This is a genomic window from Cytobacillus sp. IB215316 (assembly GCF_033963865.1).
GTDB lineage: Bacteria > Bacillota > Bacilli > Bacillales > SM2101 > Nanhaiella > Nanhaiella sioensis.
Window position 1 is genome coordinate 584,688 of sequence record NZ_JAXBMC010000002.1, and the last position, 23,071, is coordinate 607,758.

The window sequence follows — 23,071 nt, forward strand, 5'->3', positions numbered from 1 at the left end:
TTAACGGTATGTATAGAAAGATTATTCTTCAAAAAAAGAATACACATTAATATTTATCGCAAGTAATTATATATATAAATATCAAAAAAATAGGAAGAAAAGTGTAATTTCTGAACATAAAAATCCTACCCATTTTGTTTTTTCACAAAATGAATAGGATTTTAGTTTCGTCGCTAAACCGTAGAACTTTATTCCATAATCGTATAAAGGACTATACTATCCTTACATATGTTTGTTAAAGAACTCACTTACAGCTCTGTACACCTTAAGTTCATTTTCCTTTTTAGAAAAACCGTGCCCTTCATCTTCTAAAACAATATATTCGACTTCTCGCCCTTTCTCCTGTAACGCTTGAACAATTTGATCTGACTCAGCTTTAACAACACGAGGATCATTTGCACCTTGAATGACGAGCATAGGTTTTGTCATATTTTCTAAATATGTGATCGGTGAATATTCAATTAATTTCTCTTTATCTTTTTCAGGGTCTCCTACCCATTGGTTCATAACAGGTTTCCAATGCTCTGGTACGGAATTAATGAACGAAAACAGATCACTAGGTCCAAAAATGTCTACAACAGCTTTGAAGTATTCTGGATGTCTACCATGGAGTAGCAACGACATGTACCCTCCAAAGCTACCTCCCATAAGAAAGATTTTATCTCTTTCAGCATAGCCATTATTTATGAGAAACTCTATACCTTCGACATTATCAAGCCGCGGTCCATGACCCCAGTCACCTTCAACCATTTTTGTGAATTGCAAACCATAACCAGTTGAGCCTCTGAAGTTTGGAGCAAATATACTAAACCCTTCATTAACAATATATTGAAACACTCCTCTAAAGAATTTTCGTTCTGCAGCTTGTGGTCCTCCATGTGGCCAAAAGACAACGTGACCATTACTGTTTTCAGGCTTTGCTTTGAAAAAGAGTGATTCAATTTCGAGACCATCAAATGATTTATATTTCAGTATTTGAGGATCAACTAGCTGTTCCTCATCCACTCCTAACACTCGGTTATTAGTCAATGATACCCATTCGTTTGTAGCAGTCTCTTTTACATATATATTCCAAGGCTTTGTAGCAGTTGTACCTAACAAATAAATATTACCTTTTTCTGAAACTGAAAGCTGTTCGACCTTTCCAACAGGAAGTTGTATTTCTTTTAATTGGTTTGACTTAAGGTCGTATACATATAAATGGTCTTCAACACCTTTTTCACTAACCACATATAATTGCTTCTGTCTGTCATTATATTTAATAGTGTTAAAGCTTTCATCTTGTAAAGAAACAACCTTACTAAATTTTCGATTTACGATATCAAATTTTGCTATATATGAAAAGTCTTCATTGTAATCAGTAAGGAAAAAGAGCTCTGAATCAGATACATAAACTACATCGGTGACTGTATGTTGATTCTCAGAATCTGGTGTTAATGAAAATAGTTCTTCATTTGTTTTTACATATGCTAACGTATGTGTATTTGAGAAATGCTTAATTAAAACCATATTTTCTTCATTTGGACTAATATCAGCTATATATGTAGCCGCTCCATCTCCGTCTACTACTACCTTTTCTTCTCCTGAATCCATTTGATAACAGTACCCTTTTAAGTATGTTGGGTCATCCTTCGTAGAAGAATAATATAGTCTTTTCCCATCTTCTGACAGAATAGGGTTGATGTGTTGGTGCCCCTCTGCCGTTCTTAGGGGATTTAGGTGTCCACCATGAGGAGGAATCATATATAGTTGAGTATTTTCGTCCCCTTCATGATCAAATGCTGCAATAACAAACTTCCCAGCTTTGTCGTAACGAAGGTCGTGACAACTTTGATCATTAAATGTAAGCGGATACGGAAACTGGTTAGGTAAATCCATTCCCCACAAATTGAATTTCCCACTAATGTTCGTGCTAAAAATAAGCTGACTTTCATCATTATTCACGACAAAATTTTGAATTCTGTACGCACGTAAAAACTGTTCGACATCAGGTTTCTTAAATGTTAGCATATTAATCTCCCCTTTAATAAATGTATACACATCTACTATTATAAATCTTAATAATCACACTGTCTTATAATAGAGGTTGGATTTTATCTCCGTCTAGAGAATGATTTTGAGTATAGCTTACAGTATTTTATGAATATGTTCATTTATTCATCCTGAGATTCGTTCTATTGATGTGGTAAGAGTCATATCCCTCACCTATTAAGTTACAGGCTCATCAAGAAAATCAACCTTTCATAACACTACTCTTAATCAATTTACAAAATTTGAATGGAGATGATATATAAGAGTTTTTTGAACTACCCACCACTTATCAGACCTTACGGTCATGATTGAAGTGGGGGATTCCTAAGTACGGAAACCTAACGGCTTCTAATTGATTAGGCTATCCCCGTAGTTCCTACGGTTAAGAGACGAATTGCTTCGTTTCTTAGATTTTGTCCTGCGTTAATATCTCTATCGTGATGGGTTCCGCATGATGGGCAATCCCAGACACGTAAGTTTAGATTCTTAACGTCTTTGTTTTTGAAACCACAACTAGAGCAAAGTTGACTTGAAGCGAATGTTTTAGATACTACGATGACTTGTTTACCATACCATTTCGCTTTGTATTCAAGCATTGTACGGAATTTCGCCCAAGACACTTCACTAATTGCTTTTGCTAGATTATCATTTTTAAGCATATTGCTGACTTGCAAATCTTCAATGCCAATAATGTCGTGGCTTTTGACAATATCAGTAGATATTTTTTGCAAGTAGTCGTTTCTAGCATTTGTAATTTTTTCTTGCAGACGAGCTACTTTAATCCGTTGTTTATTCCAATTAGACCCACCTTTTGTGCGTCTTGAGAAAATACGCTGAGCATTTGCTAACTTCCCTTCTAGAGTTTGAAAGAATTTAGGGTTTGAATATTCTGTTCCGTCTGAAAGAATAGCAAACTGTTTAAGTCCCATATCAACGCCAATGGCTGAGTTTGTTTTTTCTAAAGACTGAACTTCAACTTCTGCAAGAAGAGAGACAAAGTATTTCCCACTCGGATTACGTCTAATCGTCGCATTGATAATACGACCGTCAACATCTCGACTTTTTGCAAACTTAACAAGTCCAAGTTTAGGTAATTTAATTTTGTTATCGACAATGGCTATGTTTCCATTTGTATATTTGGTTATGTACGATTGGACTTTATTCTTTTTAGATTTGAATCTAGGGATGTCATTTTGCTTTTTGAAAAAACGGTTAAAAGCATCCGAAAGGTTGCGTAGTGAGGATTGTAGTGAAATGCTATCAACTTCTTTAAGCCATAGCAAATCCTTTTTCAACTTTGTTAACTCCGCAGAACAAGCGCCGTATGTTAAACCTTTTCCAGTCTGTTTGTATGTTTCATTCCATGAAGCTAAAAAATGATTGAACACAAAACGACTACAACCAATGGTTTTAGCAATTAATATTTCTTGTTTTTTAGTGGGATAGATACGAAATTTAAAGGCTTTGTTGACTAGCATTTGATTCACCTCACTTATCTATTAATTAGGTTAATTATACCATATTAGAAGTGAGTTTTGGCTTACGCAAACCGCCATTCATCACCCACTTAACCTTCACTCGCTTCGCATTGTTTTGGTTTGAAGTGGAGATCTTCTGTCTAGGGTTGATAAAATGCTTTCGCATACGAGGGTTCATTTAAACAGTGTAGGAGATCATGCTACTTAGCTAGATTAGTTGAATTAACATTAATAAGTACATTAATGCCTATCTTCCATCCACTCTCTTTTCGCTTCTGCAAAGCACGTAGGAGTTTCATATAAACGAACAAACTCAACCCTAGCACCTTTCAATTTATCTTTTCTCATTTCAATTGACTCATGCATTTGCTCAAAAATCCATACAACCATGTTTTCTGCTGTCGTATTCATCGGGGGCAACATTTCATTTATATAACGATGATCTAAGAAAACTTCAATGTTATTTGTCCATATATCTTTGATTTCTCCAAAATCTATTACTAATCCTATGTCATTAACGAAACCACTTATACCAAAAACAACTTTGTATGTGTGACCGTGCAAATTTTTACACTTTCCATCATAACAATGTAAATGGTGTGCAGCATCAAACGTAAATTCTTTGCTTACTAATACACGTTTTGTATGATATTTTAGTTGACTTCTATGAATATCCTTATCAATTTTTTGAAGTTTATTAACAATATTAAATCCATACATGCTGTAAAAATCCCTTCTGATTGCATTTATTATTTACCTCTTAAATGTTAACAAATTTTTAAATTTGCATGAATGGACAAATTGTGAACGATAAACTTAACAACCACGAGCTGCAATTACTATAGGGAGTCATTATATTGCTCATAAACAATTATTATTCTTATCATTCATTCACTATTTCTATCAAAAAAAGATACGTCATCTAAAAAAAGATAACGTATCTCTATGAGATCATTATTAGTTATTAACAGCTTCTTTTAATGCTTTACCTGCAACAAATGCTGGTACTTTACTTGCAGAAATTTGAATCTCTTCACCTGTTTGGGGGTTACGCCCTTTTCTTGCAGCACGTTCACGTACGACAAAATTACCAAAACCAATTAGTTGGACCTTTTCTCCTTTAGTCAATGGCTCCTGAATTGCGTACAATACAGCATCTACTGCCTTCGCAGCATCTTTTTTGCTTAACTCCGCCTTCTCTGCTACTACATTTACTAATTCTGATTTATTCATAATCTTTTAATCTCCCTTAGTTTAATTTTTTTCACTAACATATTGCCCTAGCTTAAGGGAAAATATACGTGGTTATATAAAAACTTCCATAAACCTGTTGAATTTATTCTTTCTTTGTTGATTGTATATTCGATTCTTTATTCGTTATCTCTGAAAATGCATGCTGTGCAAGGGTTCCAATTACAGCATCATCCATTGGTGGATTATGAAGTCCTGCTCGAACATTACGATAATATCTCTCGAGTGGTCGGTCGTTAAACAAGCTTTGGGCACCTAAAATACGCATTGCCTTATCTACTACCGAGATTGCACTATTCGTCACCACATGTTTTACTGCACCTAATTCAGGAATAAGCAATTGTTTATCTTGAGATGTATCGTATCGTTCTGCAACTGAATACATAAAATGGCGTGCTTGCATAAGTTCTAGCTCCATTTCCCCTGTCATTCTTTGGATGTTTGGTAGTTCACTAATTGGTCCACTTATACTACTAGGTGAATATGTATGAGCAAAATGTAAGGCATAATTACGTGCCGCTATAGCTATACCCATATAACAGGCAGGAATATGAAGTAACCATCCATTTGCTAATCCTTTTCTTTCCCTCGTATTCCTTTCAACTAAAAATTTTTCTTCTACCTCAACTTGGTCTAAAACAAGATCATGGCTGCCAGTTCCACGCATCGACATCGTATCCCATGCTTCCTCAATTCGAACTCCAGTTGAGTCACGTGGTATTAAAAATTCACATAATTGATCATCAACAGCTGCACTAACAAGAAAGAAATCCAATGTAGGAGCCATCGTAGTAAAGGTTTTTCGTCCATTAATAATCCAGTTTGAGTTCTTTTTTTTAGCATAAGTTTGTGGTTTACCACCCCGTGTAGGACTTCCAGTTTGCCGTTCAGTTGCAGCTCTATTAATCAGCTTTCCTTTTTTCACTTGATCACAAAGATAGGTTAACATATTATGCCCCCATCTACTTTTTTCAGTTATATCCATGACGCAACCTATATGCCAACCAATTGAGAGTGCTGTAGCTCCATCGCCTTGTGCGAGCTTTTCCTGTAGCAAAACAAGCTCATACAATGAGATATTTTGCCCCCCAAATTGTTTAGGAATCGTTAATGATGTATATCCAGCTTCCTTTAGTTGTTCAATATTGTTAAATGGAAATGTTCCATGAATATCATAATGTTTCTCACGTTTTGCAAATTTGTCTGCAAGCTTACCCACCTTGTTATACCACTCTTGTTGAAAGGGAGTTTTCACAAAATCTAATCCCATGTTTTTTCACCTCAAAGATTTTTTTATGCTCTTTTCGTACATTTTGTTACAACTTTTGCTTAAGGCTCTTATCGTAAACTTTTGTTGCTATTATAACGAAATTTGTAACAAAAAAAATATCTTTATATGTTAGCCACCATATTAGACAAGAAAAGACGCCAAAAACTAAAGTTGTGTACGTACTTATTTCCTAATAAGTCAAACACCAATCAATGCGATAGCAACCTTGTTTATTTCATACTAATATAAGAAGTTTTATGCAAACATTATCGTTTTATAGAAAAAACACGTCAAAACTCTATGTTCAGTTTGTTTCTTAATATGATAACATCAATTAATGTAAAAGCAGCCTTTAGAATAGTTTATCAAATATAACCTTATTCTGACGGATAACCTTTTTTCAGTTCAAGTAAAAAAGCCTCTTTTCCAATAAGGCATTTAAGAGGCTTTTACGACTGTACATATTAATATATGTGATTGTTTTATTTTTTGGTACTAATTATACTTTTACCGATAGGTGTTAAGTCATTTTCGAAATCCTTAAGAGGTATTTCAAAACTTGGCAAACCTGATGAATATGATGATAATTCGTAGGCTTTAAATTGAACGACAATCGCATTGTCCTTAATAAAATAATTAAAGTTTACGTCAAGACGATCTACTGTAACTAGTGCATCTTCAAAATAACCTTCAGGTTGTTTAGAGATTTCTTCTTTAATCTTATTGTTTATTTCTTTTTGAAAATGAAAGTCTGATTTAAATAAGTCACTCACATAGATCACTTCACCTGTTTCTAAATTAAAGTTATATCCAACAATTTCTGTATTTGAGTGTGCTCCTCCAGTATATTGTGTGTATGTGACTGGTATACTGACAATCTTATCATTATTAAACGTCACTTCATAAGTTACATCACCACTAAAGCCAAATGACACTTCACCGTTAAGGTCTAAATACGTTTGGGCAAATTGATTACGCAGTCTATTTTTAAAGTCTATGATTTCATAGTCCATTATCGTATTAATTCTTTGTAATGAAGAAATATTACTTTCATTTTCAATTACTGGGATGTTAATCGTAAATGTTGAAGAAATTTCTTCTAAATTCTCGCTTGCTGTTTTATTAATAATTACTAGATTGTTTTGATTCTTATCAGCTTTTACTAGTACTGATTCTTTTGCTTTAGCCTTTTCAGGTACTTGCATAAAGCCAGTCACTGTACCTCCTACAAGCAATGCAGACAATACAGTTGTTACTATTACTTTGTTTCGTTTCATGTTAAGTTCCCCTTTTCATTCTTTTCTCTATTTTTACCCTCCATTTCATTTTAATAGCAAAAGGGGAATGATTAGTTACAAACAAGTTACAATATTGTTTTTATAGGATCTTTTCGTGAACTTTGTTGTTATTATCACCAAATTTGTATTATAACAAGTGGCTTTGTATGTTAGTCATCGTGTTAAGATTAGAAAAGATGCTACGAACGCTAGTTGTGTACCTACTTAAACATAATATTCTACCAGCTTATTTAGGTATATGTAGAGAACAGCGGGTAATAAAGGTTGATGTTCGATAGAGCTTTTAACCTTGATATACATTTTTTTGCCCCCGTCGAGATTATAAGACGGAGGCAAAAATGTATTGTTAATACAATTATGTCTTTGTATGATGATAAGTTAAAAACATGATAAGTTCTATCCCTTATAAAAGTCATCACAATAAAAACCTCATTTCCATACAATCCAGTGACTTTCCTTCCAAAAGACTGTTTTCGCATTAATTGAACCTAATAATCCTTAAGAAAAATTAATTAAAGCTCCTATTTATTTATAAATTGAATATATTAAAGATCAATATACACCATTTGCACTAAATACTATTTATGAAAAAAATTCACGGGTGATTTCTATCATTTTTTCTGGGCACTCTACTACAGTCCAATGACCACAATTATCGATTTCTACTATTCTGGCATGAGGGATAGATTTTATCAACAAGTCTTCAATTAGAGCTGGTGTTAAAATATCATGACTACCTTGGGCTACTAGAATTGGTATATTTGACAGCAAATCTAACTTTGGTGATAAGTCAAAGTTGTTTAGTATATCCTTTCCTATCATTTCATTAACTACATGATTATTAATGGTTTCTTCTTTACGGTTTAAGGCTTCTGTATTATAAACATAATAAGGGTCTAAGATATTAAAAATTTGATCCAGAGCCGAATGATCAGTTTTTAATCTCACTTCTAATTTGGCCAATTTGTCTTTTGCCTCTTTGGACAGTTTTTTCTCTACTTCTCTTCCAAACGTTTCAAACCCTTCTTTTGTTACTCCGATTGCAGCAGTCAATAGTATTTTGTTTACTCTGTCAGGATATGTTGTTGCATATAATAATGAAAGCATCGATCCCCAAGACTCACCAAATAAGTTAAGCTTGTCATACCCTAATTTTTCACGTAGTAACTCTAGTGTGTTTACTTCATCTGCCATAGAATAATTATGTTGTTTAGATCCTTCTGATTTACCACAACCTCTTTGATCATACAATATTAACTTAAAATCTTTCGCTAATGGGAGAATATGTGGTAAAAAGAAGCGATGTTCACTTCCAGGACCTCCGTGAAGAAAAACAATCGGCTCGCCTTCACCAACACAAGTCATATAAAAATTACTCCCATTAATATTTATGTATTTTTCAGAATATTCCAAATCCTTCACTTATTCCCCTCCTAAATATAGCTAACTCAAAATCAATATAAGGTTAAATTCTAGTTTTCTAATTACAAAATATCATAATTTCTTTAGAACCGCTCTCTTTTTCGCTTTATTCCATTTATGAGCGGCACAAACTTCGAATATTCGAACTTTCTATTTTGGTTTTGATAGCCTCCACCATTTATTTACCTTTAACCTGTCCTCAGGCTATATTCTACAAAAGTTAATACATCTTTTTCATAAGGTTGTTTTTGTTTAAATTGTTGCTTTCTTGATCATCTATTCATAGATCAATATAAGGGGGTATAGTTAATTTCACTAAAAACTCTTCTTAAACTACGCATTATAACTATTTGTAACTGTTGTGTAATTTACTAGGTGAAGAAACACTCACTATAACACTTCCATTCATATACTAATTATCAAAATATTCCTTTATTAACATAAAATATCCTTCTTCTGAACGGTTTAAAGATAAGTGGAAAAATTGTTGAAAGGGGGTTTACCACTGTGATTATGAGAAGGACGAGTTTGCGTCCGAGAAGGTGCCTTTTCCCCGGCTATAGATGGTGTGGCCCAGGCTGTAGTGGACCTGGTGCTCCAATCAATGATGTTGATGCAGCATGTAAGGCACATGACGAATGCTACCGTATATACGGCAGAACTTATGAATGTGATTTAATGTTTGTTCGCCAACTACGCCCGAAAGTCAATCCCTATACAGAAAAAGGACGTCATGCTCAACTGATGTATAACTTTATGAAGTCTCGATTGTAAAATTTCCACAACAAAAAAACGCTATCGTTTTGCTACTGACGATGTCTATGAAATAGCTTGAATGGCGGTTTAACATACAGCGAACAACTATTTATCTCGTTTAAAAGTACCTACCTAAGAATTGAAGAAAATTAACAGATATAAAAGGGCTGCTTCTATTCAGATTCAGCCCTAATCATCGTACATGTTTACATTTTTTATGTCCGGCTCACACCAAAACTATTATCAGCTTAATCATGTTCAATATACTTAAAATAATCAAAATCGGCATGCTTCTGTTGACCAGTTAAGTCTTGTACTGCCATGCCAATAAACGCCCCTGTGAAAGCTAATTCAGTAGCGGAACCATCTTCATAATTAGTGATGTAATCATCAGAAAGAATACTAGCATCCAATTCAGGACCGATTTTTTCCCATCGGACACTATCTTCCGAATAATAGAATTGTAGATTTTGGTGATCGACAGTTATTTTAAAAAATATGTTAGCCGACTCTCCAACTGAAACCTTCTGAAAACTCAGTTCATTATATCTACCCTTATCACTGCTAATCAAGCCGATATGCTTACCTAATTCTTCATCATGACTTATATATAAGTAATAGTGATTATTCGTATTATAGTAGTACACTAACCCAGCCATTTGTTGAAAATTTGTCGGGTCAAATTGCACGGCTGTCTCCGCTTCAAACGTAAATGCTTGCTGCCTTCTAGCAAGTAGACTTTGTTTATGAAGTGAGTTCAGCGACTCTCTGCCTGTCATTCTTAAATAGCCTGGTCTTGTCGTCAATGAAACCCACTCCTCACTTGCAAAATCGCGCAATGCACTAAGATGGATATTCATTTGGTCTTTATTAAAATGATCGATTTCACATTCTTCTTCCAAGTAGTGTTCAGATAATTGCGGGGCAATGACCTCAACTTTTGGGTTATTCCCTTCTTGAAGCCTTAACCAGCCATCGTCAGTCCAATACACCTTCTGTATCGCTGTCTCACGTCCTAATATACACCTCATTTGTGGCTTAAGAGGACGACTACATAAATGGACGATATACCATTCATTTGATTGGGTCTTCACTAGACTGGCATGTCCGGCTTTCTGCAATAGTAAGTCAGCATGATTCCTTGACGTTAACATAGGATTTAATGGATCAACTACATACTCCCCTAGTAAAGATTTCGAACGAGCAATAGTAACAGCATGCTCGTACCCTGTTCCACCTTCAGCTACCATTAAATAATAATAATCATCTTTTTTATACATATGAGGGGCTTCAGTGCAACCAAGATCTGTTCCTTTAAAAATTTGACGGGTTGGACCTATTAGCCTATGCTCTTCTTCTGAATACTGTTGCATAACGATTCCATGAAAAGGATTTTTGTCCTGTCGATGATCCCACACCATATTTAGTAGCCATTTCTTTCCGTCATCATCATGAAACAATGATGGGTCGAACCCACTACTATTCAAATAAACGGGCTCTGACCATGGACCCATAATGTCCTTTGCAGTAATGAGGTAATTATGTGTATCTTTATATGCCCCAGTTAAGCTTTTTACGTTTGTGTATACAAGATAAAATACTCCGTTTGCATAACTAAGGCAAGGAGCCCATACGCCACCCGAATCGGGATTTCCAATCATGTTCAATTGACTTTTGCGTGTTAAAGGATGAGTCAACAAGCTCCAATTTTTTAAATCCTTTGAATGATGTATTTGCACACCGGGTGTCCATTCAAATGTAGATGTAGCTATGTAATAATCCTCACCAACTCTTAAAATAGAAGGATCTGGATTAAAACCTTTTAAAATGGGGTTTGTAATCATTGACATCAATTTTTTTCCCTCCTATATTGTCATGGTCAAACCATAACAACTTTACGTGTCTCTGCTGATTTAACCATGGCCATAATAACTTTCAAAGAAGCTAACCCATCTTCTCCGGTAACTAATGGCTGCCTTTGGTGAATAATACTATCTACAAAGTTATCAATAACACCGCTGTTTGTATCATGATGATTTGCATCATATTGATAAGTTTGTTTTTTTCCATCAATTGTTGTTATTTCAATATCAAATTGAGGGTTGTGATTTATTTTTATGCAGCCTTTTTCAAGATGAATAATTGTACTATCATCCCCATCACCATAATAAGTCCAAGAAAAAGAAGCTGTTCCAAGAGCACCCTTTTTAGTTTTAAGAATTCCAACGATGTTATCACAAACTTCAATTGGACTTCCCTCTTCGTTCTTTTTATGAAGTGCCCCTTGAAAGGAACTTACTTCTTCAATGTCATCATTTAATAAATAACGTAAAAGATCAACCTTATGTATACCTAGATCCCCTGCTACACCAATAAATGATCTCTCTTTCTTAAAAAACCATGTTGCATTACTTTTTGTTACACCCCAATGCTCAGGACCTTTATGACCAAAGCTTGTCTTAAATGTTAAAACTTTCCCTAAAATACCACTATGTATAAGTTCTTTAGCTTTTTTGTGTGCTTTCGTAAACCTCTGGTTTTGAGCTATCATAAGAATTTTACCTGACTCTTTTGCGGTTTTTATCATTTTTTCTGCATCACTGATTGTGTTTGCAATTGGTTTTTCACATAACACATGCTTATCATTAAGTAGTGCCTGTGTGGTTACTATATGATGAGACTCGTTAGAGGAACAATCACTAATTGCATGAATAGATGAGTCTTTAAACATTTGTTCCATCTCATCAACTACTTTTCCATTAAAGATACTGGCAAGTCTCTTAGCTCTATCTAGATTACGATCATAAAAAAACACATCTTTCACATGTGGATGATTCGTGTACTCTGGAGCATGACGAAATTCTGTTATAGACCCACACCCAATTATTCCAACATTCATTTTCATATACAGTCACCTCGCAACAAATAATACCATTCAATCCATAAACCGAAACCAATCTCATAACTAAAAGGGAAAAGTAACAACAATGATACTATTTTAACATATAAGAAACTGACCCCAGGTGTCGCAATAAAACACCTGAGGTCAGTTCCCATTATATAAATAAATTTATATTTGATTCTTCAGCTTTACCTAAATATGTTGCAACGCCACCGATTTGAATACCGTCAATAAGTTCTTCTTGATGAATACCCATAACATCCATACTCATAGAACATACAATCATGTCAACTCCTAACTCCATCGCTGTATGCATAAGCGTTTCTAAATTATCAATATTTTTATTTTCCATGACCCTTTGTATCAGTTTTACACCTAGGCCACCCATATTCATATTTGATATGGGTAATTTATTTGGTCCCGCAGGCATCATCGCTCCAAACATTTTACTCGTAAAATCTTTATCTTTTTTCTGTGATATCGTTTTTCTTAAGATATTGAGCCCCCAAAAGGTAAAGAACATCGTCACTTTTTTCCCCATCGCAACAGCTCCAGTCGCAATGATAAATGAAGCAATCGCTTTGTCATAGTCTTGATCAAAGACGATTAAAGTTACACCTTTTTCTTCTGAATGAATAGGAAGCTGAGGTGTTGAACTCATGTCTGTATGACCTTTTCCTTTTTGGATGAAAACGGAGTATTCAGTATCGTTTTGTAATTTGGATAAAAAGGTGTTACCAGTTTTGTCACACCATTCCTCAATATCTCTAGAGAAGCCTGGATCTGTTACTTTGATTTCTAAAATTTCACCTGGATTCATCGTATCCATTCGTTTAAATACTTCAGTAATTGGGCCCGGGCATTGTAAACCTATACAATTAAGCTCTATTGTTGGTTTATCGTCTTTTTTTTTTTCAAAATATGATCGTTGTCGGTACATACTTTGTCATTTTTCACATTGTTATTACTGCGTCCTTTTTTATCTCTTTCGTAATAACAGTATGTTTTATAGCCACCACTTAAATTGTATGCATCGAATCCATGTTGCTGTAGAATACGAGTCGCTAAATAACCACGTAACCCTACTTGACATGTGATATAAATTGGTTTATCTTTCGGTAATTCTGCTAATTGTTCTCGCAAGTCCCCCAGTGGAATGTTCACGGAGCCTTCAATATCTCCAAGCTCCAATTCCATCGGTTCACGAACGTCAATTAAATACCCTCCGTCATTAATAATTTTATCTATTTGGTCAAAATGAACAACTTTCAACTCTTTATCTACTACATTAGTTGCTACATATCCTAACATATTGACTGGATCCTTGGCTGAAGAGTACGGAGGTGCATAAGCTAGCTCTATATCTGGTAAATCATGAACATACAATCCACCTTTAATGGCTGTAGCAATTACGTCAATTCTTTTCTCAACTCCATTAATACCCACGCCTTGCACCCCAAATATTTTTCCACTGTTAGGATCAAAAGTCATTTTAAGTGAAACGGGACTTCCTCCAGGATAATAACTTGCATTAGAGTTTGGATGTACGTGCACAGCTTCGAAAGTAATGTTCAAATGTTTTAATGTTTTTGCATTATTCCCCGTTACTGCTACAGTTAAGTCAAACACTTTGGCAACTGCAGTTCCTAAAGTGCCCTTGTAAGCAACATTTAAACCATAAATATGATCTGCAGCTAAACGGCCTTGACGATTAGCAGGCCATGCTAGCGGAACCATTGTTGCTGTGCCTAATAAATAATCCTTCACTTCAATTGCATCACCAATTGCATATATATTTTTATCAGTTGTTTGAAGGTGCTCATTAACTACAATGCCACCGCGTTTTCCTACTCCTAATCCAGATTCAATGGCAAGTTCATTCTCTGCTTGAACACCAATTGATAAAATGGTAATATCACTTTCTATTTCTTTACCACTGTTCAACACAATTGTTTTACCATTATTTTTGAAAGCTTTAACTCCATCCTCCAAAATGAGATTTACATTCTTGTCACGTAAATGTTCATGAACAATCGCAGCCATCTCTGGATCAAGTGGCGCCATCACTTGTTTACCGAGTTCAACTACTGTCACTTCAATGCCACGATGATGAAGGCTTTCTGCCATCTCAAGCCCGATAAACCCACCACCAACGATAACCGCTTTTTTTGGTTGTTGCTGATCTACCCACGCTTTTATGCGATCGGTGTCTGGTACATTTCGTAAAGTGAACATGTTCCTCACTTGTTCAAGACCTTCAAATGATGGAACTATTGGTCTTGCTCCTGGAGATAAGATCAGCTTGTCATATGTTTCTTGATACTTTTTACCAGTTTGTACTTGTTGTACCGTTACAGTTTTTTCTTCACGGTTGATTTTTACCACTTCTGAAAAATTTCGAATATCTAGGTTAAACTTCTTACTCATCCCCTCAACCGTTTGAACGAGAAGACTGTCCCTCTGCGGAATCACTTCACTAATATGATAAGGTAAACCGCAGTTTGCGAAAGATATATATTCTCCACGTTCAAACATGATAATTTCTGCATTTTCATCTAATCTTCGTAACCTTGCTGCTGCTGTTGCTCCACCTGCAACTCCACCGACTATTACTATTTTCTTTTTCATTGTCATCCTCCTCAATTACCTATATGGGTATATAATTCATTAAAAAATATATTTGCTCACTTTTTCACAAATGATTTGTTATTTAGTACACCTACATAATACTGTATACATAGTGTGATTGTCAATATACCCCTGTATGTATATTTTGTGACATCTTTTTTTACTTTGTTTTATTGTTATTGTAGCAGTCAGTTTTGACAGAGTTTTGGTCAATTAATATTTTATGGGTCAAATCTTAAGTTTTATGGGTCAATTCTTAATCTTTGTGGGTCAAATTTCAAACTTTATGGGTCAATTACACATATTTATCCCTCAACTAACGTCATCATCATAAAAAGAAGTAACACGATGTTTAGTGTTACTTCTTTTTTTAATCATTTCATAAGTGTAGGTGAGTACGATGTAACTATTTTGTATGCTTTGTCAACCTCTTCGGCTGAAGGTGGATTTGTATCAATTAATTCATTGTCCAAACAAAGTGCTTTCCATTTATATTCACCCATTTTATGATAAGGTAGTATTTCTACCTTTTCAACATTCGATAACGTACCTATAAATTGTCCAAGTCGGTCTAAATCTTGTTCCTGATCTGTATACCCTGGAACGAGCACATGCCTAACCCATATAGGAATTCCCTTATCATTTAAACGGTTTGCAAATGAAATCGTATTTTTATTAGATAAACCTGTAATGTCTTGATGTTTTTGTTCATCTATATGTTTAATATCCAGAAGAACAAGGTCAGTTAAATCTAATATCTCATCTATATTTGCAGGTATTACAGATCCCGCTGTATCTAATGCTGTATGAATGCCCAGTGCTTTACATTTCTTAAATAAATCAATGATAAAATCAGCTTGAATTAGTGGTTCTCCACCACTTACAGTAACACCACCATTTGAAAAACTCATATAGGACATATATTTTTTTATATCTTCAATTAAGTCATTCGTATCTTCTTCTTTACCTCCAGCTACTTTCCAAGTATCTGGGTTGTGGCAATAAATACAACGTAACGGACAGCCTTGTGTGAATACGATATAACGCAATCCTGGTCCATCTACTGTACCACAAGTTTCAACTGAGTGAATTCGTCCTTTCATGCTGATCACATACTTTCATGGAATGTTCTATTAATTACGTCTATCTGTTGCTCACGAGTTAATTTAATAAAGTTTACGGCATAGCCAGAGACACGAATCGTTAATTGTGGATATTTTTCTGGATGCTCCATTGCATCTAGTAATTGCTCTCTTTCAAATACATTTACATTAATATGATGTCCCTCTTGTCTCATATAACCATCTAAAATCGAAACAAGGTTTCTTATTCTCGTGTCAGCTTCTTTTCCGAGAGATTTTGGAACCATTGAAAAAGTACAGGAGATTCCATCTAAACAGTCATCGTAAGGAAGCTTAGCTACTGAATTCAGCGAAGCTAATGCACCTTTTTTATCACGTCCATGTAAAGGGTTTGCTCCTGGTGCAAATGGTTCACCAGCTTTTCTACCATCAGGAGTTGTACCTGTTTTTTTACCATACACCACATTTGATGTGATCGTTAAAATAGATTGAGTAGGCAGTGAATTTCGATAAGTCGGGTGCTGGCGTAACTTATTCATGAAATTCTCAACTAACTCTGTTGCAATTGAATCAACTCGATCATCATCGTTTCCGAACTGAGGGTAGTCACCTTCGATTTCAAAATCTACAGCGATTCCATATTCATTTCTAATTGGACGCACTTTTGCATACTTAATGGCACTTAATGAATCTGCTACAACAGACAACCCAGCAATACCACATGCCATCGTTCGTAATATTTCTTCATCATGTAGAGCCATTTCAATCCGTTCGTATGAATATTTATCATGCATATAGTGAATTACATTTAATGTATTCATGTATAATTTTGCAAGCCAATCTAGCATCTTATCATATTTTTCAAACACTTCGTCATAATGTAGAATATCTGCTTTGATCGGTTCAAAGTTAGGTCCCACTTGCACTCCTAACTTTTCATCAATCCCACCATTGATTGCATATAATAAAGCTTTCGCTAAATTCGCACGAGCCCCAAAAAATTGCATTTGCTTACCGATTTTCATGGCAGACACACAGCATGCAATCCCATAGTCATCACCATATTCTTCACGCATTAGATCATCATTTTCGTATTGAATGGAGCTTGTTTTAATAGACATTTTTGAGCAATAACGCTTGAAATGTTCCGGTAGCTCTGTCGACCATAATACTGTTAAATTCGGCTCAGGAGCTGGTCCTAAATTATCTAACGTATGCAGAAACCTAAATGATGTTTTCGACACAAGGGGACGTCCATCTAAACCCATGCCACCAATTGATTCTGTGACCCACGTTGGATCACCGCTAAATAATTCGTTGTAATCTGGCGTACGTAAAAATTGAACCATCCTTAGCTTCATAACAAAATGGTCAACTGTCTCTTGTATCTCTGACTCAGTCATCGTTCCATTATTCAATTCTCTTTCAAAATAAATATCTAAGAATGTTGAGACGCGCCCTAGACTCATAGCAGCACCATTTTGTTCTTTTATCGCAGCAAGATAGGCAAAATACAACCATTGAATTGCTTCGCGTGCATTTTTGGCAGGCTTAGAAATGTCAAATCCGTAAGAAGCTGCCATATCCTTCAGTTCTTGTAATGCCCTAAACTGTTCAGAAATTTCTTCACGATCACGAATCACTGCGTCACTCATCATATCATTTTCAAGTTTGGCATGGGCTTTTCTTTTTTCATCCATTAATCGATCTACACCGTATAAAGCTACTCGACGGTAGTCACCGATAATTCGCCCTCTCCCATATGCATCAGGTAGTCCAGTAATGATCCCAGCTTTTCTAGCCTTTCTCATTTCAGGAGTATACACATCAAATACTCCTTGGTTATGGGTTTTGCGGTACTCAGTAAAAATTTTCTCTACTTCTGGTTCAAGCGTAAATCCATATGCGTTACATGCATCCTTCACCATTCGAATACCACCGAATGGTTGTATAGAGCGCTTTAGCGGTGCATCAGTTTGCAAACCAACAACACTTTCTAAATCTTTATTTATATATCCTGGCCTATGAGAAGTAATGGTAGATACTGTTTTAGTATCAACATCCAGTACACCACCATTTTTTCGTTCTTTTTTCGTTAACTCTAAAACTTCTTCCCATAAGCTAGATGTTTTTGCTGTTGGAAGAGCAAGAAAATCTTCATTACCTGTATATGGTGTCACATTATTTTGAATAAAGTCTCTTACATCAATGGCATGCATCCAAGTTCCTTCGTTAAAATTCTCCCATGCAGTTTCTTTTATCATTGTGCTCATTTTGTCCATGTTAACTTCCTCCATTATTATCATTAAATTTTCATTAAAGCGATTTCATTTGTGAATTGTTTCACAACTCAGAGTAAGAAAATAAGAATTAATTGTTTATTTATTACCAATTATACTATTAATATGGTGTATATAACGGATCGTTATTGACGACATTGTGAATTTTTTCACGGATTAATTGTATTGACATGGAAGAAATTAGAGGTTGTAGCAGTTACATAATTCGACTTAATACTATATAAATATTCAACATGTTGTAATGAAGGATCATCAATAAAATATAAATAATCTGTATTCTTATAGACAATTTGCCCATTCTTTCATACACATATATGGAGAAGAAAGGGAGGTTAGTTTATGCATAATTATGGGGGAGCTCAAGGATATACTGGATACAACTACGGGGCTGTACCTGATGTTAGACACTCTGCCTACAGATACGGCTACGAGAGAGGTTGTACAAATTCTGCACCCTGTTACAATCAACCTGTCCTTGTTGGTGACTCAGTGGGTACTGGGTTTGCGTTAATTCTTGTGTTATTTATACTACTGGTTGTCATACTTGCAACAGTAGTTAAAGCTATTTAACAACATTTTGAGGAGAGGTGCTGATTCTCACCTCTCTCTATAATAACAACCTTAACATTCATATATAGTCAACTACGTTAACTACTACAAAATTTTAAAATACAATGGTTTTGTTTTTGTAAACAATCACTCGATCTTCTAGGTGCCATTTAACTGCTAGAGCAAGAACACTTCTTTCAATAGAACTGCCTATTTTCTTCAAGGACTCAACATTATCACGGTGGTTAACTCTCATAATATCTTGCTCGATGATCGGTCCTTCATCAAGGTCATTCGTAACATAGTGGGATGTAGCTCCAATGAGCTTTACACCTCTTTGGTATGCTCTGTCATACGGTCTTGCTCCGACAAATGCTGGTAAGAACGAATGATGGATGTTAATGATTTGATTAGGATATGATTCAACAAATTCTGATGTCAATATTTGCATATATCTAGCTAATATTATCAGATCTACCTCATACTCTTTTAACAATTGAAGCTGAGTACTTTCTACCTCTTTCCTATTGTCTTTACTTGCAGGGATATAATAGAAAGGTATATCTAAAGATTCGACTATTTCCCTTGCATCTTCATGATTACTAATGACTAACGCAATATTCGTCATCAAATCTCTATTTTGCCATTCCCATAAAAGTTCCTGCAGACAATGAAGCTCCTTAGAAACGAAAATGGCTGTTTTCTTTAATTCATGAACGAATGTAAGTTGCCACTCCATGGAAAATTGATCAGCAATGCTTTGGAACTGCTTTTTCATAACACTCCCTTTATGTAGCAAGTCTGGACATTCAAATTCAATTCTAATAAAAAAGACGCCACCTTCTGGATTTGTTGAGTATTGACTTGATTCAATAATGTTTGCACCATGGTTAAACAAAAACTTTGAAACTGCCGCCACGATTCCTTGCTTGTCTGCACAACTAATTAAAAGTCTGCCACGGTTCTGTTGTTTTTCACTATATTGATTGAGCGTATCCTGTATCGAATTGTTCATACACTTTCTCCTTTATAAAAATTTATGTACTATACATGCCTAATTATTTTTAATATATTCTCATAATTCAATAAAGAATACAATGATAGTTCATAAACTTTTTTAAGGATTACAAAATACCCTAGCTAAAATAGACATATACAATTGTTATGAATTTACGGTACATAAAACTACTCATAGATTCTTGTTGAGTTTGTATTGACTTCCTTATACGAAAGACATTAATGAATACGAAACAGCATTAGAAATGAAATGTATGATGATTTATAGATAACCCCTGACAAAAAGCATAAAAGCCACGATTGAGCAATAAACTCAACAATGGCTTTACTTATATTTTATTATATCTACTTATTTGCTCAGTAATACAAATTATGAATTATTGTTGTTAATATTAATAGATAAGTTCATGTAAAGGATAGCATCTATGTGTTATAGTAACTTGTACATATAATATTCGTTCATAGGTTGACCATTTATGATTAATGAATTCACTTTTTCACCCTCAATAACAAATCCCATTTTTTTATATAAGTTAAATGCCTTTATATTGTCTTTTACAACTGTGAGTTCCAGCCTAGATATTCCTTTATCTTTAGCCCAATCGAATACACTATTAAATAGACTTGATGCTATGCCTCGTCCTTGAAAATCATCAAGTACACCTAAAACAAGATATGCGGAATGTTTCTTTCGTTTAACTTTACCTCCAAATGCACTCATAAATCCTACTAATTTATGCTCTACTTCTGCTACTAGGAATAAAGAGTTCTTTTCAGCTATAATATTTTCTATAAACTTTCTTTGTTGTTCAAGTGTGGTCGCTTTTTCCCCAGGTTCATATAACATAAATCCTGATTCATCAATTCGCTTACTTAGTTCTAAAAAGCTTTCTGCGTCTCTTACTTCAATTGGTCTGATATTCATCTTAACTCCCCTTATATCCCATAGAAAATTCAAATCTATTTTTGTTTATACTTATTCTTTTAGGAATGATATCACATTCTTTTCAATTTTGTGTGCACATGCAAGCTTTACACCTTTTAAACTATTATTTTATAATCTATTGATAAAATATTAGCTAACATGATACCACTCCACTATGGAATATTATACCTTGAAAGGATCTTTTTTGTCAGTTAAAGGAACTTAGGCATATAATTTAAATATAAATAACCTAACATTATTTTTTGATGTGAGATGTATTATTACAATGGTTTATTGCTTTTAAGATGCCATATACGCAATATGGATTGCATATACCTTAGACTGAAAAGCAGCAATCATTGGGAAAACAGCCTTCAAAAAAGAATGACCTCTATGTAGAGATCATTCTCTTTATAAATTACGATCTGTCCTTATACAGCTTATACTCTGATTCCGAACAGTAAACATAATGTCCTTGTTTTATTTCCCTCATTGTAGGTGTCTCTTTGTCATAATTATGCTGCAGAGGATCATAAATTATTCTTTTACGAGAGCGTTCATGATCTGGGTCTGGTAATGGAATTGCCGATAATAGAGACCTAGTATAGGGGTGAATAGGATCGCTATACAGTTCATCACTCTTTGCTAACTCTACAATTTTCCCCCGATACATTACGCCGATTCGATCGCTAATGTACTTGACCATAGATAAGTCATGCGCAATAAATAAATATGTAAGTCCTTTTTCTTTCTGAAGTTTTTTCATCAAGTTCACAACTTGAGCTTGAATAGACACATCCAACGCTGAAATAGGCTCATCTGCAATGATAAATTCTGGGTCTACTGCTAGTGCCCTTGCAATCCCTATACGTTGTCTTTGTCCACCACTGAATTCATGGGGGAAACGACTCGCATGCTCACGATTAAGTCCAACGATTTCTAATAACTCATAGACTCTATTCATCCGATCTTGTTTAGAAGAAGCGAGACCATGAATATCAATTCCTTCTGCTATAATATCAGATACTTTCATCCGTGGATTTAGTGAAGCATATGGATCCTGAAAGATCATCTGCATTTTTCGATTAAAAGATTTTAATTCCTTTTTTGACTTCTTCCCGTGGACGTTCTCACCATTATAAATTACCTTACCATCTGTTGCGTTGTATAAGCGAATAATTGTCCGCCCTGTTGTAGATTTCCCACAACCAGATTCTCCAACTAAGCCAAACGTTTCACCTTTATATATATCAAAGGAAATACCATCAACAGCTTTTACTGTATTTTCTTTGCTAACTTTAAAATGTTGTTTAAGGTCTTGTATCTCCAACAGTTTTTCTTCTTTTAAGTTCATCTTCAATTACCCTCTTTCATGACTGCGTTTGAAAGATTTATAGTGCACTTTCATTCTCTTCACAATTTCAGGAGGATCAACTTTCGGTGCGCTTTCATGTAATAGCCATGTTTTTGCATAGTGAGTATTTGATACTTTAAACATAGGGGGTTCCATTTCAAAATCAATTTTCATCGCGTATTCACTTCTCAATGCAAACGCATCTCCTACTGGTGGATTAATTAAATTAGGTGGTGATCCAGGAATCGCGTAAAGTTCATCCTCGCTGCCTTCAAGACTTGGCATTGACCCTAATAACCCCCATGTGTATGGATGTTCAGGACTATAGAATATTTCATCTACTGTTCCAGTTTCAACAATCTGCCCAGCATACATAACCGCAACTCGATCAGCTACATTTGCTACGACGCCTAGATCATGGGTAATGAATATAACTGCCATATCCATCTTTTCTTGTAAATCCTTTAATAACTCGAGAATCTGCGCTTGAATGGTCACATCAAGAGCTGTTGTAGGCTCATCACAGATCAATAGCTTTGGACGAGATGATAATGCAATCGCAATGACAACACGCTGCCTCATACCACCACTAAATTGGTGAGGGTATTCATCCACACGCTTTTCTGGCATTGGAATTCCAACCATGTTTAGTAAATTAATCGTTTCCAACCTTGCTTCAGCTTTAGACATGCTTTGATGCTTGATTAGCCCTTCCATGATTTGATGTCCGACTTTCATCGTCGGGTTTAATGAAGTCATCGGATCTTGGAAAATCATCCCAATATCTTTACCGCGGATTTTTTCCATC

General features: G+C 35.0%; 19 protein-coding genes. 2 read left to right on the forward strand and 17 right to left on the reverse strand.

The features are described from left to right. Nucleotides 1–222: 222 nt before the first annotated feature. The 7 genes from SLH48_RS07020 to SLH48_RS07050 form a co-directional block, all read right to left on the reverse strand. Nucleotides 223–2,010, reverse strand: coding sequence for a S9 family peptidase (locus SLH48_RS07020; RefSeq protein WP_320257557.1), 1,788 nt, complete (start codon nucleotides 2,008–2,010; stop codon nucleotides 223–225). A gap of 377 nt (nucleotides 2,011–2,387) precedes the next feature. Beyond that, nucleotides 2,388–3,509, reverse strand: coding sequence for an IS200/IS605 family element RNA-guided endonuclease TnpB (gene tnpB, locus SLH48_RS07025; protein WP_320257558.1), 1,122 nt, complete (start codon nucleotides 3,507–3,509; stop codon nucleotides 2,388–2,390). Nucleotides 3,510–3,749: 240 nt separating this feature from the next. Then, entirely contained in the window at nucleotides 3,750–4,229 is a 480-nt protein-coding gene (gene queD, locus SLH48_RS07030) for a 6-carboxytetrahydropterin synthase QueD (RefSeq protein ID WP_214481924.1), read from the reverse strand. 237 nt (nucleotides 4,230–4,466) lie between these two features. Next, nucleotides 4,467–4,742 carry an HU family DNA-binding protein gene (locus SLH48_RS07035; RefSeq protein WP_214481923.1) on the reverse strand — a complete coding sequence of 92 codons (276 nt, stop codon included), beginning with the start codon at nucleotides 4,740–4,742 and terminating at the stop codon, nucleotides 4,467–4,469. Between the two features lie 103 nt (nucleotides 4,743–4,845). Next, on the reverse strand, nucleotides 4,846–6,030 hold the full coding sequence (locus tag SLH48_RS07040) for an acyl-CoA dehydrogenase family protein (protein WP_320257559.1): 1,185 nt from the start codon (nucleotides 6,028–6,030) through the stop codon (nucleotides 4,846–4,848). A 482-nt stretch (nucleotides 6,031–6,512) separates the two neighbouring features. Beyond that, entirely contained in the window at nucleotides 6,513–7,307 is a 795-nt protein-coding gene (locus tag SLH48_RS07045) for a DUF3298 and DUF4163 domain-containing protein (RefSeq protein WP_320257560.1), read from the reverse strand. Between the two features lie 603 nt (nucleotides 7,308–7,910). After that, nucleotides 7,911–8,750 carry an alpha/beta hydrolase gene (locus SLH48_RS07050; RefSeq protein ID WP_320257561.1) on the reverse strand — a complete coding sequence of 280 codons (840 nt, stop codon included), beginning with the start codon at nucleotides 8,748–8,750 and terminating at the stop codon, nucleotides 7,911–7,913. Between the two features lie 513 nt (nucleotides 8,751–9,263). Between SLH48_RS07050 and SLH48_RS07055 the strand changes: the two genes are divergently transcribed. Then, entirely contained in the window at nucleotides 9,264–9,524 is a 261-nt protein-coding gene (locus SLH48_RS07055; protein ID WP_214482197.1) for a phospholipase, read from the forward strand. 230 nt (nucleotides 9,525–9,754) lie between these two features. On the opposite strand, the gene SLH48_RS07060 is transcribed toward SLH48_RS07055, so the two are convergent. The 6 genes from SLH48_RS07060 to pflB form a co-directional block, all read right to left on the reverse strand. Next, a complete protein-coding gene (locus SLH48_RS07060; protein ID WP_320257586.1) occupies nucleotides 9,755–11,356 on the reverse strand; it encodes a glycoside hydrolase family 43 protein in 1,602 nt (533 codons plus the stop codon). A 29-nt stretch (nucleotides 11,357–11,385) separates the two neighbouring features. Further along, entirely contained in the window at nucleotides 11,386–12,411 is a 1,026-nt protein-coding gene (locus tag SLH48_RS07065) for a Gfo/Idh/MocA family oxidoreductase (RefSeq protein WP_320257562.1), read from the reverse strand. Nucleotides 12,412–12,562: 151 nt separating this feature from the next. Further along, nucleotides 12,563–13,348, reverse strand: coding sequence for a DsrE/DsrF/DrsH-like family protein (locus SLH48_RS07070; protein ID WP_320257563.1), 786 nt, complete (start codon nucleotides 13,346–13,348; stop codon nucleotides 12,563–12,565). Beyond that, nucleotides 13,294–15,036: a CoA-disulfide reductase gene (locus SLH48_RS07075; RefSeq protein WP_320257564.1), complete on the reverse strand. Its 1,743-nt coding sequence runs from the start codon at nucleotides 15,034–15,036 to the stop codon at nucleotides 13,294–13,296. Before SLH48_RS07075 ends, SLH48_RS07070 begins: the two co-directional genes overlap by 55 nt. A 374-nt stretch (nucleotides 15,037–15,410) precedes the next feature. Beyond that, on the reverse strand, nucleotides 15,411–16,139 hold the full coding sequence (pflA, locus tag SLH48_RS07080) for a pyruvate formate-lyase-activating protein (protein ID WP_320257565.1): 729 nt from the start codon (nucleotides 16,137–16,139) through the stop codon (nucleotides 15,411–15,413). 5 nt (nucleotides 16,140–16,144) lie between these two features. Continuing rightward, a complete protein-coding gene (gene pflB / locus SLH48_RS07085; protein ID WP_413785402.1) occupies nucleotides 16,145–18,391 on the reverse strand; it encodes a formate C-acetyltransferase in 2,247 nt (748 codons plus the stop codon). Between the two features lie 366 nt (nucleotides 18,392–18,757). On the opposite strand from pflB, the gene SLH48_RS07090 reads away from it, so the two are divergent. Beyond that, the gene (locus SLH48_RS07090) at nucleotides 18,758–18,988 is read left to right on the forward strand and encodes a YjcZ family sporulation protein (RefSeq protein ID WP_214481913.1); all 231 of its coding nucleotides are present in this window, start codon (nucleotides 18,758–18,760) and stop codon (nucleotides 18,986–18,988) included. A gap of 94 nt (nucleotides 18,989–19,082) precedes the next feature. Here the strand turns inward: SLH48_RS07090 and purU are convergent, their stop codons facing one another. The 4 genes from purU to SLH48_RS07110 all read right to left on the reverse strand — a co-directional run. Next, nucleotides 19,083–19,982: a formyltetrahydrofolate deformylase gene (gene purU / locus SLH48_RS07095; RefSeq protein WP_320257566.1), complete on the reverse strand. Its 900-nt coding sequence runs from the start codon at nucleotides 19,980–19,982 to the stop codon at nucleotides 19,083–19,085. A 432-nt stretch (nucleotides 19,983–20,414) separates the two neighbouring features. Beyond that, nucleotides 20,415–20,909 (reverse strand): GNAT family N-acetyltransferase, encoded by a 495-nt coding sequence (locus SLH48_RS07100; RefSeq protein WP_320257567.1) that lies wholly within the window; start codon nucleotides 20,907–20,909, stop codon nucleotides 20,415–20,417. Between the two features lie 418 nt (nucleotides 20,910–21,327). Further along, nucleotides 21,328–22,263 carry an ABC transporter ATP-binding protein gene (locus tag SLH48_RS07105; RefSeq protein WP_320257568.1) on the reverse strand — a complete coding sequence of 312 codons (936 nt, stop codon included), beginning with the start codon at nucleotides 22,261–22,263 and terminating at the stop codon, nucleotides 21,328–21,330. A 6-nt stretch (nucleotides 22,264–22,269) separates the two neighbouring features. Then, nucleotides 22,270–23,071: ABC transporter ATP-binding protein (locus SLH48_RS07110; RefSeq protein WP_320257569.1), on the reverse strand; the 802-nt coding region annotated here is incomplete at its 5' end.